At 62.8% G+C, this 15306-nt stretch carries 12 protein-coding genes; 1 reads left to right on the forward strand and 11 read right to left on the reverse strand.

The features are described from left to right. Positions 1-140: 140 nt before the first annotated feature. From FJ980_RS15505 to FJ980_RS15530, 6 genes are all read right to left on the reverse strand, one after another. The gene (locus FJ980_RS15505) at positions 141-2522 is read right to left on the reverse strand and encodes a polysaccharide biosynthesis tyrosine autokinase (RefSeq protein WP_140544108.1); all 2382 of its coding nucleotides are present in this window, start codon (positions 2520-2522) and stop codon (positions 141-143) included. Positions 2523-2689: 167 nt separating this feature from the next. Further along, positions 2690-3586, reverse strand: coding sequence for a UTP--glucose-1-phosphate uridylyltransferase GalU (gene galU, locus FJ980_RS15510; protein ID WP_140544110.1), 897 nt, complete (start codon positions 3584-3586; stop codon positions 2690-2692). Positions 3587-3614: 28 nt separating this feature from the next. Next, positions 3615-4601: a glycosyltransferase family 2 protein gene (locus tag FJ980_RS15515; RefSeq protein WP_140544113.1), complete on the reverse strand. Its 987-nt coding sequence runs from the start codon at positions 4599-4601 to the stop codon at positions 3615-3617. Continuing rightward, a complete protein-coding gene (locus tag FJ980_RS15520; RefSeq protein WP_140544115.1) occupies positions 4591-5529 on the reverse strand; it encodes a glycosyltransferase family 2 protein in 939 nt (312 codons plus the stop codon). The genes FJ980_RS15515 and FJ980_RS15520 overlap by 11 nt, the downstream gene beginning before the upstream one ends. Next, positions 5529-6518, reverse strand: coding sequence for a glycosyltransferase family 2 protein (locus tag FJ980_RS15525; protein WP_140544133.1), 990 nt, complete (start codon positions 6516-6518; stop codon positions 5529-5531). The genes FJ980_RS15520 and FJ980_RS15525 overlap by 1 nt, the downstream gene beginning before the upstream one ends. A 26-nt stretch (positions 6519-6544) precedes the next feature. Then, on the reverse strand, positions 6545-7717 hold the full coding sequence (locus FJ980_RS15530; protein WP_140544118.1) for a glycosyltransferase family 4 protein: 1173 nt from the start codon (positions 7715-7717) through the stop codon (positions 6545-6547). Between FJ980_RS15530 and FJ980_RS15535 the strand changes: the two genes are divergently transcribed. Further along, positions 7691-9367, forward strand: a complete 1677-nt coding sequence (locus FJ980_RS15535; RefSeq protein WP_246676429.1) for a polysaccharide pyruvyl transferase family protein — start codon at positions 7691-7693, stop codon at positions 9365-9367. The two genes, FJ980_RS15530 and FJ980_RS15535, sit on opposite strands and share 27 nt — an antisense overlap. Here FJ980_RS15535 and FJ980_RS15540 read toward each other — a convergent pair. The 5 genes from FJ980_RS15540 to FJ980_RS15560 form a co-directional block, all read right to left on the reverse strand. Then, positions 9269-10735, reverse strand: coding sequence for a lipopolysaccharide biosynthesis protein (locus tag FJ980_RS15540; protein ID WP_140544120.1), 1467 nt, complete (start codon positions 10733-10735; stop codon positions 9269-9271). The two genes, FJ980_RS15535 and FJ980_RS15540, sit on opposite strands and share 99 nt — an antisense overlap. Further along, positions 10732-11922, reverse strand: coding sequence for a glycosyltransferase (locus tag FJ980_RS15545; protein WP_246676430.1), 1191 nt, complete (start codon positions 11920-11922; stop codon positions 10732-10734). The genes FJ980_RS15540 and FJ980_RS15545 overlap by 4 nt, the downstream gene beginning before the upstream one ends. Positions 11923-12065: 143 nt before the next feature. After that, positions 12066-13145 (reverse strand): glycosyltransferase, encoded by a 1080-nt coding sequence (locus FJ980_RS15550; RefSeq protein ID WP_140544123.1) that lies wholly within the window; start codon positions 13143-13145, stop codon positions 12066-12068. A gap of 49 nt (positions 13146-13194) precedes the next feature. Further along, positions 13195-14415 (reverse strand): glycosyltransferase family A protein, encoded by a 1221-nt coding sequence (locus FJ980_RS15555; RefSeq protein ID WP_181181218.1) that lies wholly within the window; start codon positions 14413-14415, stop codon positions 13195-13197. An 88-nt stretch (positions 14416-14503) separates the two neighbouring features. After that, positions 14504-15306, reverse strand: an 803-nt coding sequence (locus FJ980_RS15560) for a nucleotide sugar dehydrogenase (RefSeq protein ID WP_140544128.1), incomplete at its 5' end; no start/stop codon positions are given.

Consider the following 15306-nt stretch of genomic DNA (forward strand, 5'->3'; position numbering starts at 1 on the left):
CGAGTCGACCTGAAATCTGAATCCGGCTCTAAATCAAAGAGATAGAGCATGATGTCGTCCGAAAACCGCTCCACACTTTTCGGCATCATGCTCTAGGCTGAACCGCCCCCGATCTCTGTCTCTCCGAACGGAAACACGCCTCAGGCGGCCTGCTTGGGGCGCTGCTCCGATTTTTCCAGATAGTAGCTCGAATAGCGGTCGAAGAACCTTTCCGAGCCGCCGAGCGAGCCGTATTTCGCCAGCTTCTTCAGATCGACCTTGTTGAGCACCGCGCCGATCACCTTATTGGCGATATAGGGCTCGGATTCCAGCATCGAGCGCACCATGTTGCGGGGCGTGCGGCCCCATTCGGCGACCAGGACGAAGCTATCGACCAGCGGCGCGAAGGCCTTGGCGTCGACGACGGGCCCGAGCGGCGGCAGGTCGACGATGATGTATTCGAACGTCTCCTTGGCGTTTTCGATGAAGCGCCGCATGCCGGCCGAGCCCAGAAGCTCGCTGGTGTGCGAGAACTGGCCGCGCAGCACGGCGGGAATGATCGCCAGCTTGGTTTGGCGATCGACCTTGCCGACGGACTGCCAGGTCTGGCCGTTGACCACTGCTTCCATCAGGCCCTGCTCGGCCTCCATGCCGAGGCTGCGGCTCATGCCTGGATTGCGCAGGTCGCCGTCGATGAGCAAGGTCTTGGCACCGTTGGCCGCGAGCAGGCCGGCGAGGTTCGCGGCCACCGTCGACTTGCCTTCTCCAGGCAGCACCGAAATGACGCCGATGACCCGGCTGCCGCGGTCTTCCATCACCACGTCGAAGGCGATCTTGGCGTTACGCAGCGTCTCGGCGAACATCGAAGCCGGGGCGTCGATGCTGACGCGCATGCGCGCCCGTCTCTCAGCCGCGGAGAGGCTGGCCACCTTGCCGTCGGCCGGCAGGTCGTCGGCTTTGGTATCCTTCGCCTTGCCGCCGCCGATCGTCGGCAGATAACCGAGGAATTTCAGGCCGACGCGGTCGCGAACGTCCTCGCCCGTCCTGAAGAAACGCTCGTTGAACTCGTTGAGGCCGCCGAAGCCGGCGCCAAGCATCAGGCCGAGCACCAGCGAGAGCGCCAGCACGCGCAAGGTGCGCGGGCTGGAAGCCGCGAGCGGCATCGTCGCGTCGGAAATGATGCGGACCTTGCCGACCGGGAAGGATTGCTGCTGCGAAGCTTCCTCATAGCGGCTGAGGAAGGTCTGATAGAGCGTGGTGAGCGCCTGTGCCTGCTGGTCAAGCTCCTTGAGCTTCACCTGCGACTGGTTGTCGATCGAGCTCTTGCCGGCGGCGGTGGAAATCTTGTCGCGCAAAGCCGTTTCGCGCGCCTGCGCCACCTCGAAATCGTTGCGGTAGCTTTCGGTGAGCTGTTTCAACTGGCCGAAGATCTGCGCCGAGACATCGGCCTTTTCCTTGGCCAGCGCGACCGCTTGCGGGTGATCCTTGCCAAAATTCGTCTCGACGTCCTGCAGGCGCTTGGCAATGGCCAGATAGCGGGTCTTAAGCGCGATGATGACCGAGCTGCTCGGCTGGTCGGCGCCGATGGCCGAATCGTTGAAGGCGCTTTCGGAACCGCTTTCGACGATCGCCTTGTATTGCTGATAGCGGGCGCTGGCTCTGGCGGTATCAGCCTGGGCGACGATGAGCTGTGCGTTGAGATCGGCGAGCTGCTTGTCACTCAGGAGTTGTCCGTCGCTGTTGGCAGACAATCCATGTTCGGCCCTGAACTTCTCGACGGCCATAGCTGCCCGCTGAGAGCTTTCACGCAACTCCGTGAGCCGGCCCTGCAGCCACAAGGCCGCGCGCTCGGTGGCGTCGAAGCTGGCGTTGAGCTGGTCGGCCAGATAGGCGTCGGCATAGGCCTTGGTGATGGCCGTGGCGAGTGCCGGATTTGTCGACTGATAACCGATGCTGATGACGTTGGCACGGCCGACGCGATCCGCCAGCAACCCGGTCTGCAGCATGAGAACCGCGTAGTCGTGGGTCGCGGTCTTGATCATGGCTTCGCGCGTCGCCGCGTCGACATTCTCGATGCCGGGGAGCTCGCTTGCCGAGTTGCCGCGGAAATAGCCGACAATACTGCGCAGGAATCCCACACCCTTGGCCAAAGCCGACTGCGGCGGGCTCATGAAGTCCGGGTTTTGATCGAGCTTCAGCTTGTCGACCACCACAGACGCCAGCCGCGCTGAGTTGAGAACCTCTATCTGGCTGAGAATCGTCGCGTCCGTTTGCACCGTGGCGCTCGCCGCCGAGATGTCGTCGACGACTTTGTTCAGCCCTTCATCGATCAAAACGCTGGCGACCGCCGTATACTGCTTGGGCGTAGTCTGCAGATAGATGACGCCCAGGCACAGACCGATAATGGCGCAGACCGCCACCACCTTGGCCTGTCGGGCGGCCATGCCAAGCAGACGCTCGATATCGATGAAGTCTTCACCCTTTTCCGGATCGGTGCTGGGCAACGGCATCCTCTTGTCGAGGGGGAAGGTGGCATAGTTCATTTTCGGTCCAATTCCAGGTTGCAGGCGCTATCGGCCTTGGTAGATCGGCGTCGTGACCAGAAAAGACCGCGCAACGTTGCTGCCAGGATGCGCCGGGCCGAAAAGCCCGGGCGCTGGTGTGGCTGTCGCGCCATCGCGAAACCGCATATGCACCCGAAAGATGGGCATTATGCGGCTACTTCCCGGCGCTCATGCGACCGGACAAATTGCTGCAGCATCTCGAAGACAGGGCCCTTCATGTCGTCGCGCGCCAGGGCGAAGGCGATGGTCGCCTCGATAAAGCCCTCCTTGGAGCCGCAGTCGAACATGCGACCGTCGAAAGGCTGAGCGTAAAAAGGCTGGCTCTGCGCCAGGCGCACCATGGCGTCGGTGAGCTGGATTTCGTTGCCGGCGCCGCGCTGCTGATTGCCGAGCAGGGCAAAGATCTCCGGCTGCAGAACGTAGCGGCCGTTGATGTAGAAATTCGACGGCGCATTGGCCGGCGCGGGTTTTTCGACCATCGCCGTCACTTCGAAGCCGGATGCAACGTCGGCGCCGCGGCCGACAATGCCGTATTTGCTGGTTTCGGCCGGCTCGCAGCGCTCGACGGCGATCACATTGCCGCCGGTCCGCTGATAGAGATCGACCGTCTCGGCGAGACAGCCGCGCGCGCCGAAGGACACCATGTCGGGAAGCAGCAGCGCGAAAGGCTCATTGCCGATCACCTCGCGCGCGCACCATACGGCGTGGCCAAGGCCCTGCGGCGACTGCTGGCGGATGAAGGAGGTGGCGCCGGCCTCCGGCAGCAGGCTTTCCAGCGACTGCAACTGCGCCTTCTTGCCGGTCTGCTCCAGTGTGCCGATCAGTTCAGGGTGCAGGTCGAAATAGTCCTCGATGACCGCCTTGTTGCGGCCGGTGACGAAGACGATGTGCTCGATGCCGGCCTCGAACGCCTCGTCGACGGCATATTGCACGACAGGCTTGTCGACGACGGGCAGCATCTCCTTCGGCATCGACTTGGTCGCCGGCAGGAACCGCGTTCCGAGCCCCGCCACCGGGATGACTGCCTTCCTGACTTTCTGCATCTGCTCTTCCTTCTGAGAGAAAAGATTTCTACCTATCGCCGGCTATCAAATCGCCCGCATGCTTCATCTCCCCACCCCCACGGCGAACTTGCGCCGCAAGCCTTCTGAGCCGGACCGCGATCGGCATCGACATATGCCCGATGGCGGCCGGATCCCTGAGCGCCGCGCCAATCGCCTTGAGCGGCGCGCGTGCCTTGATGTGCTGAACCAGGGACAGGAACGACGCCGCCTTGCGCAAGCTGCGGCCACGCCTGGCGAAAGCCGCCTTTGCGTCGCTGTCCATGGGATATGCGGCCGCGAACACGGCATCGGCGCGCGTCATCGCCTCGACGTGATGCAGTTCGAGCACGCGCGAGATCGAGCCGGTGCGGATGTGGTAGGCATAACCGACGGTCGGCTCGACCGCGCAACGGCCGCCGCTGGCCAGCGCGCTTGCGAGCAGAATGTAGTCCTCGCCGATGCGCAGCTTCTCGTCGTAGCGCAGCTTGTTGTCGTCAAGGAACCGGCGCTGGAAGATCGGCTTGAGATAGCCAAAATTGAAGCGCGATTCGAAGACCAGATTGCCGGCGATGTAGTCGGCCAGCGAGATTTCGCGCAAGCCTTCGAGATAGCCGGCCGGGAACATGGTGTCGTCGGGCGTGCCGTCCTCGCGCACGACCTGCACATTGTCGACCGCAATCTGGGCGCCCGCCGCTTCGGCGCGGGAGATCATCGCGGCCAGGCGACCGGGAAGAACCGCGTCGTCGGAATCGAGCACCGCCACCCAGCGGCCGCGCGCCAGGTCGAGGCCGGCATTACGGGCGCCGCCCGGACCGCGATTGGCGGGCAGCGCCACCACCTTGACGATATCTTGCGGATAAGCGCGCGCTACATCCAGCGTGCCGTCGCTCGACTGGTCGTCGACGACGATGACCTCGACGGTCACGCCAAGTTGCGCGATCGCGCTGGCGATGGCGCGGTCGAGAGTGGCCTCCGCGTTGTAGGCGGCGATGACGAAGCTGACGTCAGGCTGCACGCTTGTTCCCTTGTTCTGGCGACGTGAGGCCGTATTGGCGGATTTCACGGACGCCGACCAAACCGCTGACGACACCAACGTGCATAATGCCGCGCAGCACGCTGCGGTTCCGCCGCACCGGGCTGATGGCGGTCAAAATAGCCATGCCGAAGCAGTAGGCAGCCTTGGCCGAAGCGAGCCCGACCTGGCCGGCGCGGCGCAACCCTCCGGCGCCGTGTCCTATCAGGTGGCCATGCGTCTGGCCGAAGCGGAAGCGCCGGCGGCGCAGCCAGTCGAACGCGGCCCTGGCACGCGGCACGACCTCGTCGACGAAGGCTTGCGGCGCAAAGGCGATGCGGCCGCCGGCCTTGACCATGGCGTCGAAAAACTCGGTGTCCTCGCCGCCGGTCTGGCCGCGCGCCAGGCTGAAGCGCCGGCCGCGAAGGCCCGCATCGGCCATTTTGAGCAAGACATTGCAAGTGTAGCCGGTGCGAATCTCGCCGCGCACCCAGACCGGCAATGTGGAGTGGAAGTCGCCCTTCTGCATCCAGTCCGGCGCGTCGGGGCGATAATGCGCCCGCACCGGACCGAGCACCGCCGCAGCGCCCGTGGCATCGGCCGCCGCCATCAATTCGACCAGCCAGCCGGGCGACGCCGTCTCGTCGTCATCGATGAAGGCAACGAAGTCCGACACGCTGGCGTCGAGACAGGCGTTGCGGGCAATCGAGATGTTGCGCGCCGGCGCGTGACGATAGCGGACCGGCAGCTTCAATTCCTCGGCCAATGCTTTCACCAGCTTCTGCGCGCCGGGCTCATCGTCATTGTCGGCAACGACGATGCCGATCTCGGCTCCCACCGGCTTCTCCAGCGCCGCGACGGAGCGCAGTGTGTCGGCCAGTTCCGGCCGGCGGAAGGTGCAGATGCAGATGTCGATCGAGCGGCCGGCCATCACGCCACCTTACGCTGCAATCGAGACGACAAAAGCTGCTGCCAGAATCCGACGGACCAGCCGAAATGCATGACCATCGCCGAGACGCCGGCCAGCGCTATGCCGGCGTTGCGCTGGCGTATCGCGGTGACCGCGCCGTAGCCGAGGCACACCGCCGCCCATAAGAGGAACGGCAGCGCCGCCAGCCAGTGGACGAAGGAAAACAGGGCGAGCAGCACCACGGGCGCAACCAGCAGCGGGATCATCTGCCGCAGCTTTGGCACCATGCGGTGCTTCAAGACGTTCCTGGCGCGACCGCGGCCATAGCCGAGATACTGGAAATAGAGGCTCTTCAGCGTCGAGCGTGGATAATAGACCATCTGCGTCCTGCCGCTCATCCAGATGCGGTAGCCGGCCTGACGCAGGCGGTAATCGAGCTCGGCGTCCTCATTGTGGCTGAAGCTCTCGTCATAGCCGCCGACATGCCTGAAGGCGGCGATGCGCATCAGCGCGTGATGGCCGTGATCGACCCATTCGCCTTCCGACATGTGCCGGTGCTTCGAGCCGCCGGTGCCGAGCTTGGAGTTCTGCGCCGCCGCGACCGCCTTCTGCACGGCGCCGGTGCCGGCGGTCAGCATCGAAACGACGACCGAATCGGCGCCGGTGGCGAGGGCCTCCCCGACCAGCCGGTCGCAGTAGTCGTCCGGATAGCCGCCATGCGCGTCGATGCGGATGAGATAGTCGGCGCCTTCGCCAAGGGCCGCCACCGCGAGATTGATGGCGGCGCTCTGGAGGCGCTTCGGATTGGCGAGCAGGATGACCCGGGGATCCTTCGCCACGATTTTTTCGACGATGGCTTGCGTGCCGTCTGTGCTGCCGCCGTCGGCGACGACGATGCGGCCGCCCAGCCGTGCCGCCGCGGGCCGCAATTGGTCGAGCAGGCCGCCGATATGGGCGGCCTCGTTGAGGCAGGGAATGACGATCAGGATCGATGAGGTGGACTGCACCATCGGTTTTTGTTCGCCCTGTTGCGCCATCACGCGGCCGCCTCCGTCGCAAAAGCCGAAGGCATGGCGGCGAGGCCGCGCAGCTTGTCAACGAAGGCCGCGCAGTCGCTGCGGTCGTAGCTCCAGGTCTTCGGATTGCGCGCCGACACGCGCGACTTCAGGCCGCGATATTCATCTTGATCCATCCGGCTCAGCATCGCCTCGAGGCTTTCGGGCGTCGCTTCGGGCAGGAGCACGCCGATATCCCGCTGCTTCAGGAACCTGCCGGTTTCGGTGTCCGCCATAGAGATCGGCACGGCGCCGAAGCGGCAGCCCTCGTAGAGGCGGTTGGGAAGCAGCCATTCGGAATTCTGGCCGGCCTCGAAAAAATCGATCGCCCAGGAGAAATGCACCTCGCCGTAGATGGCTGCCATGTCCTCCGGGTTGCGGTAGGGGCCGCGGAAGGAAAGCCACGGCTCAGCCTCGACGAAACCGTGAAAGTCCGGAAATTCGGACAAAGCCGGACGGCCCCTGAGTACGACTTCGAAACGGCCCGCCTGCCGACGGGTGAAATCGGCCAACAGCTCCAGCGAGCGGCGGCAGCGCAGCGCGCCGAACCAACCGATGCGCCAGGGCGGCGGCGACGGGCTGTCGTCCTCGACAGAATGCGCGGCGACAACGGATGCTGCCTCGAAATATTTGTTCTCGATCAGCTCGACAGGTGCGACGATCTGCCCGAAAGGCTCGAAATAATTGGCGACGAAGGCCGGCGAGCTCGTCACCAGAAGCTTCACGTCTCGCGCCAGATGGCGTTCGGCGCCACGCAGCGTCCTGCCGACGAAGTCATCGCGCAGCACCAGGCGATGGATATCGAGGCATTCATAGACGATCGGCACGCTCGCCCCGAGCGCGCCGTTGGCGCGGCGGGCCAGCGCCAGCATTTCGAGGTTGCGCGCGATGATGAGATCGGGCTTGGGCACGGCTCCCAGCTTCGCGCCGATCGACATGGCTGCCTTGGCGACCGCACTGAGGCGCTGCGCGAATCGGCCGTCGCGCGTCGCGCCAAGGTCGACAGGCTCGATGCCCTCGATCTCGGCGACCGGGCTGGTGGTGCGGCGGAAGCCCGCCAGGGTGACCCCGGCGCCGCCTGCCTTGAGCATCTGTATTCTCCGGCGCACCGCCGGGTCGGATACGTCATGCACAAGGTACAAGACATGCAGCATGTAACTCGACCGCTGTTGGGCCCACCCATCGGGGATGCTAGTACAGCTTTTGCTGCATCGCAACAATTTTGGTGCGGCGTAGCAAGCGCCCCGCACATTTTTTGTTGCACTGCAAAAATCATAAGCTACTCTCAGCCTGCTTGGCGTCGATCCGGATTTCGCGTTGGCTATCAGCGCGGAGCAGCACGCCAGATCGCGACGCGGATCGCGTGGCGGCACTCCGGCAAACATGCCGTTTTAACCGACGTGGCCTGCCACGGACGCGAAACGAGGTTCCCCATGAAAGTCGTGATCGAAAACACGGTGTGTCTGAACACTGGCGATGCCGCGATCCTTTTGGCTATCCGCCTTATTCTCAGATCGATCGTCGGCGGCGATGTGCAGTTCCTGGTTTTCGACAGTCAGCCCGACGTCGCGGCCAGGCTTTACCCGAAGAAAGATTACCCGGATCTCGAATTCCACAAGCTGCTGTCGGAATCCCTGTTCAGGGATCAGCATGGCGGCGGGATAAAGGGCCGGCTCAAGTCGATCTACAATCGGGGAGTCTTGCGCGCCTTACGCCGCTTTGCCCGAAACGGCGCCAACAGCGTGTTCTTCAGCAGAAGCGACCGCCACGGCCTTGAGGCCTATGCGAGCGCCGACCTGGTGGTGACGACAGGCGGAACTTATCTCGTCGAGAACTACGATCTTGAAAAGCGGCTCAATCAATTCCGCATCGATGCGATCTTGGGCAAGGACCCGATCTTCTTCACGCAATCGCTCGGCCCGTTCAACAAAAGCTACAATCGCCAGGAGCTAGGTCCGATCTTCGATCGGGCTCCGCTCATCCTGCTGCGTGACGAGCGGTCCAGAAATCACATACTGGATCTGGTGAAAGATCCGGGCAAATGCCATGTGGTCGCCGATGCCGTCTTTGCTCTGGCTGATACCGACAGGATCAAGAGACATCTCGGCAGCGCACCGGCGCCGACGGGCCGTGTCGCTATTTCCGTCCGCCATTGGAGCTTCGTCAGCGACGGCGAGGATGGCATGCGCCGCTATCTCAATTCGATCCGGGAGATCGCCACAATTCTTGTCAGGGACCACGCCAAGGAGGTGACCTTCATCTCAACCTGCCAGGGTGTGCCGGAATATGCCCATGACGACGCCAGGACTGCGCGGGCGATCGTGGCCGAACTCGACCCGGAAATCGCCGAACACGTCAATGTCGACGCCGCATTTCATACGCCCGACCAATTGATGGCGCTGGTGAAGGATTGCGACTTCGTCGTCGCCACGCGCATGCATATGATGATCATGTCGCTTTGCGTCGGCACGCCGGTGCTGCCGATCGCCTATGAATTCAAAACCAAGGAAGTCGCCAAGCGCATCGGCGTAGCCGACCTTCTGCTCGACATCGATACCGTAACGCCGTCGGAAGCAGCCGAAAAATTCGGCAGATTCATCGCCAGTCTTGATCACTATCGCCGGGCAAGCCTCGAGGCCGTGCTGGAAGAGCATGCGTCGGCAATGTCGGCAACCAGGCCGTTGTCCTCCTTGATAGGCAACCGCTTACCGAATGTTAGTGGCGACATTGGCAAGAGTGGCGAACAACGCCTTGCGCGACTGCGGAACAGCAAGCATGAGGGCCAAGGCGAACCCGTAGTTTAGGACAACCGCCACAAGGATCGTGAGCAGGTCCGACTGATTGGTCAGCAACGCCGGCAGCGACAGATACGAGAGCCAGGCGAGCAGGGACGAGACGATGAAGAGTCCCTGTATGCCCAGAAAATCGCCGGCGGTCACCGGGCCGACACGATGGATCAGGGCGGCAAGCACCGGGATGCGCAGCACGTAACCGCTGATGGCATAGGCAGCCGCGACGCCGATGGCGCCCCAATGCAGGCCGACGATGAAGGAGGCGACGGTCGTCAAAGACGAATAGATGCCCCAATGGAACATCGTCTTCGTCTTGCCCTGGCAGATGAATATCCACCCCGTGGTGCTCGATACGGACTGCATCAGGCCGGCGATGCCCAGCCAGGCGAAAATCGGCGCCACGGCCATCCAACGCTCGCCGAAGAGAAGCCTGACCACCTGCTCCGAAGTCAGTGTCAAGGTGGCAATGCCGGGCATGGTGATAACGGCCAGCAGCCAGTTTGTCCGGACATAGATGTCTCGAAATCGCTGCTTGTCCTCATGGATGCGGCTGAGCAGCGGCACCATGATACGCGTCAGCGGCTGGTTGATGTTCTGCAGCGGAAACAGCAGAAGCTTGTAGGCGCGATCATAGTAGCCCAGCTCGACCGCGCCGGAATATTTTCCGATGAGAATGTTGTCGAGGTTGCGGGACAGAAAATTGACCAGGTTGAAGCCCGTGAGGTTCGCGCCGAACCTGAATATGTCGGCGTCCACCTTGAGATTCGGCCAAGACGGCGTCCAGCGCGTCACCAACCAGCCGGCAACCAGCGCTACGACAGCTGACACAGCCGGACCCAAAACCAGAGACCAATAGCCAAATCCTAAATACGCCGCGGTTGCGGTGGCGAGCAGCCCCACGGCCGCGGTGATTGCGTCGTTGAGCGCAAGCTGCCCGAATTGCAGATGGCGGTTCATCAGGGCAAGCGGCACTGCGGCAAGACTGCCAAAAAGCAGCGGCGCGGCGGAAGCAAGTGTTATCCCCCACATTCGCTGATCGCCGTAGAAAGCGGCAATGGCGGGGGCCAGGCAAGCCACGACCGCCCCGGCGCAAAGGCCGACAACCGCGCTCAGCCAGAAGACCTGGTTGAGTTGCCGCTGATCGATCTCCTTGCGCTGGATGACCGCCTGCTGGAGGCCCAGATCCTGAAGCAGGCCGACGAAGGCCACGATCGGTCCCACGGAAGCCACCAGGCCGAAATCCTCGGGGACGAGCAGCCGGGCAAGGATGACGACCGAAAGAAACTGGATCGCTATCTTGAAGCCTTGCGCGCCGGCCGTGACCAGCCCGCCGCGCAAGGCAACGCGACCAAATTGCGGGGGCGGCGGATTGGCATTCATGTGACGGATCCGGTCTCCGCTAGCCGCGCGACGATCTGCGCAAAGCGTTCATTCAAGGTATCGGCATTGAAATCCGCCTCGACCTTCCTTCGAGCGGCAAGCGCTATCGGCTCGCACAGGCCCGGGTTCTCGGCGATCCAGGTGAGTTTGCCGGCAAGCGCGGCGACGTCCCGTTCGGGCACGAGGAAGCCAGTCTTGCGATCCTCGATCAGCTCCGGAATCCCCGAATGGTAGGTGCTGACAGCGATCAGGCCGCCGGCCATCGCCTCCATGAGCGCAACCGGTATTCCTTCCAGATCGCCGTCTCGCCCGACGACGCTCGGCAGAAGGAAGACATGGGCGTCGCGCAGGCGCTGCTTCACCTCGCCGTGCGGACGCGGTCCGAGGAAGGTCACCCTGTCGGCAATACCGAGGTCGACGGCGGTAAGCTTCAATTCCTCCAACAATTCCCCGCCGCCGATCACCGAATAGGTCCAGTCGCGGTGCGGCAGGCAAGCGAGGGCGCGAAGCGCATATTCGGTCCCCTTTTTCTCGGTCAGCCGGCAGACCGAGATGAAAGACAGCGTACGTCCCTGCCAGGAACGCCAGCGATATTCGATCTCGCTTGGGCGAATGCCCATATGGTGAACCGCGACTTGTGCCGATGCGGCACCGGCATCGATCAGGGCCTGACGGAAGAATGCGTTCACAGGGAGCTGGAGAGCCCCTTTTTCGAAAACGGGTCTGTACTGGTCCAGTGTGCCGTCATGCAACGGCCTGCCGACATCGGTGCCATGGAATATGGTCACCAAAGGCGCGGAAATCCTTCGCCGCTTCATGACGCGGGCGACGCGCAGGCCGTTATGGCCAAAATGCGCCACGATCACATCGACGTTTCGCAGCTTTTGTGCGTTGGCCAGGTCGATGAAGGTCGAAAGCTTGTCCCAAAATCTGCCGGACCATTTCCGGAGCAGTGAGCGGTAGCGATTCAGGCCACCCCACCAGGAAACGACAGGTCCGGGCAATGTCTGCCAACGTGCATCGTCCACATTGCTATCCTTGCCAAAAGCCATCTCGTTGCAGACGACGCTGACTTTCATTCCTCTTTCAAGGCATCCGGCAATCTGATCGAGCACGAATGTCTCGGACAAAGTGGGAAATTTATCGACTACGAAACAAATCCTCATCGGCAGGATGTTCTCGCCCAAATCAGGCTGGAGACATCGCCGGCAGGGCCTGACGCATGCGGCATGAACTTTGACTCCTGTCGGCGCAACCTATTGCAGGTTTTGCCGCATCGCAACATTTTTGGTGCGGTGCAACAAATCGGTTCCATCTCCTTGCTTGCAAGCTACGCAGCGCGCCGGACGCCCTGCCGGGCCGCCCTTTCGAGAAGATCAAGAAACACCACCAATTGCCGCGCGGGATCGAGTTCCGGGCGCTTGGAGAAGGCGAGGGCCGCAGCCGAAAGCCGTTCGTATTCCTGGCGATCGTTCCACAGGCTTTTCACCGCCGCGGCCCAGTCGGCGAGCGGGCCGTCGTAGTCGAGCACCACGCCGCCGGGACCGATGGCTTCGGGCAGGCCGCCGCGCCTCGATCCGACGACAGGGATGCCGCTGCAATGCGCCTCGGACGCGACGCGGCCCCAGGCTTCCTCCCATTTGCTCGGGGCAAGCAGGATCCTGGTGCGGCCATAGACCGTCTTCATGTCGTCGGTGCGGTTTTCCAGCGTGACATTCGAGAGCGGCGCGATGGTCTTTTCGATGCGGGCACGATGCTCGTCCTCCAGTTTCCAGCTCTCCACGAACAAGAAGGGAATCTCCGGGCAGGCGGCCGCAATCCTCACCGCCAGATCGAACCCCTTCTCCTCATAGGGATTGATCATGGTGACGAATTCGCCGGTCGTATGCGTGCAGTAGAGCGCGTCGTTGATGGTCGGCGGAAGAACGGTGGACTCGATGCCGAATTGTTCCTTGTAGGTGCGCGCGGTGAACTCCGAATTGGCGATGTACAAAGCCGAATTGAGTTCGCGCGGATCGCCGGCAAGCTCGTGAAATTCGACATTATGCAGATAAACGACCAGCGGCACGCCTTCGGCAAGAAGCGCCTTTCCGAGCAGGACCGACTTGTGGCACTGCACGACGGCGACGTCCGGTGTGGTCTTCTCGACGGCGAAGCCGGCCGCCTCCCAGGGGAACCAGGCGCGCATCACCGGGTAGCCGGGGAAATTGTCGACAACCGCGGGCTGCCGCAACAGCTTCATCTTGGCGCGCGCCTTAAGGCCGAACATGCCGTCGCCGAACAGCGAGGCGAGGACCGACGCCTGATGGCCGTGCTCGATCAATTGTTCGACCAGGTGATGCGTGTTGGATTGCACGCCGCCGGTGAACTCGGGAATGTACCCGTTGCCGCTTGCAAAAAGCACTTTCATCGTTCTGCTCCTAATTCGGCCCGGGCGAGTATCCGCAAGCCACGGCTCATCAGCTTGCGCCGCGCGCCAAGGGAAGCTTCGACGTCATCGCCCGACACAGCCGGCCGAGCGAAGCGGAAAGCGACAGCGCCGAATACTCCCGCAACAATTTCGAAGCCGGGATCACCTTTCCCGCCTTCAGGTCCCGCGCCAGATAATGCGGGAAGGAATGCATGTATTCCCTGACGATGTCGGCCTTCAGCGGTCCCGACTTCCATGCCTTCACCGCCGAGACGAATTCGTCGGCCGGGGCGGATGCCAAACCTGTATCGTAGGCTTCGAACGTACGCCGCACGATGGCGCGTTCCTTGTCGCTGAGCGACGTCTTTCCGGCTCGTTCGGCAAGCAGGGCGTAGCGGCGGATGTCCTCGGCCGCGTGATGCCACAAACCCTTCCTGGCCATGATGCTCGACCGCTGCAGCAGCGCCTGCATCTCGAGATCGGCGGTCTTCGGCAGGGCCTGCTCCGAGCGATCCAGATACTCATGCAGATCGACCGACTTGTAGACCTCCTCCATGATCGCCCGGTCGTACGCGCCCCAGGCCTTGATCCGGTCGGTGTAGGAAATGACCACCTTGGTGCTGCCGCGGACCATGTCGTGCTGGCGCTGGAAGAACATGAGGCCGTCGACCCTGACGCCCTTGAACCGGCGCGCAAGCCTCAGCATCATCTCATAATCCTGCGACCGGACCAGGGTCTCGTTGAAGCCACCCACCTCGTCGTAGCATCGGCGGCGCACCAGGAGACCCGGCTGGTGGACGTGGCAATATTCGAGATGCGACGGGAAGAAATTGTCCTGGCTGACATGGCCGAAGGCGACGATCTCGTAATCCTGCTCCTCGATCTGGGTCGAGCGCTGGAAACGCGCATATTCGCCGAATGCGAAATCGGCGGCCGGCTCCCGCTCGAAGGCGGTGAGAAACCGCTCAAGCGCCGTCAGGTGCGCGACGTCGTCGTCATCGAATATCCAGACGAAATCTCCTGTGCAGCGCTTCAGAGCAAAATTCAACGCCGTCGATTTCCCGCCATTCTCCTTGCGGTAGTATTCCACCGGCGCCGGGAAAGAGGCCGCCACCGCGCCGGTATCGTCCGTCGAGCCGTCGTCCACGATCAGGATCTGATCCGGCACCACGGTCTGCCGCAGCAGGCTGCCGATGGATTCGGGCAGGAATTTTTGCCGGTTGAAGGTGGGGACGATGACGGTGACCGTCGGTTTGCGCTGCGCAGCCATTGATGACCTCATACTGTTGCCGATGCCCCGTTCGCCGGCATGAGTCCACAGCCATGGCGACGGCCATTGTCCTTGAGGCAATCAGCAGTCATGCCGCCATCCTGCCGATCGAGAAATATTCGATGCCGTAGCGCGCGATCACCTTGGGATCGTAGAGATTGCGGCCGTCGAAGATGAGCGGCGTCGTCAGCGCATCCTTGAGCGCATCGAAGGACGGCGCGCGGAAGCTCTTCCATTCGGTGCAGATCAAAAGCGCGTCGGCGCCGCGCAGCGCCGCCTCCTTGGTGCCGCACAAAAGCAGATCCTCGCGCAGGCCGTAGATCGCCTGGCACTCCTGCATCGCCTCGGGATCGTAGGCCTGCACCTTGGCGCCGGCCGCCCACAACGCTTCCATCAGCGTGCGCGCCGGCGCCTCGCGCATGTCGTCGGTGTTGGGCTTGAAGGCCAGCCCCCAGACGGCGAAGGTCTTGTCCCTGAGCGCGCCCTTGAAATAGTGGTTGACCTTGTCGAACAGGACCGACTTCTGCGCATTGTTGCGCTCCTCGACGGCGCGCAGCAATTTGGCGTCGAACTTGACGCCCTCGGCGGTCTTGATCAGCGCGCGCACATCCTTCGGGAAGCAGGAGCCGCCATAGCCGAGGCCGGGATAGATGAAGTGGTAGCCGATGCGCGGATCCGAGCCGATGCCCTTGCGCACCTCCTCGATGTCGGCGCCCAGCTGCTCGGCCAGATTGGCCATCTCGTTCATGAAGCTGATCTTGGTCGCCAGCATGCAGTTGGCGGCGTATTTGGTGAATTCGGCGCTGCGCACGTCCATCACGATCATCTTCTCGTGGTTGCGGTTGAACGGCGCGTAGAGCTCGCGCATCACCATCTCGGTGTCCTCGCTGG

This window comes from Mesorhizobium sp. B1-1-5 (assembly GCF_006443065.1).
In the GTDB taxonomy this organism is placed as follows: Bacteria; Pseudomonadota; Alphaproteobacteria; order Rhizobiales; family Rhizobiaceae; genus Mesorhizobium.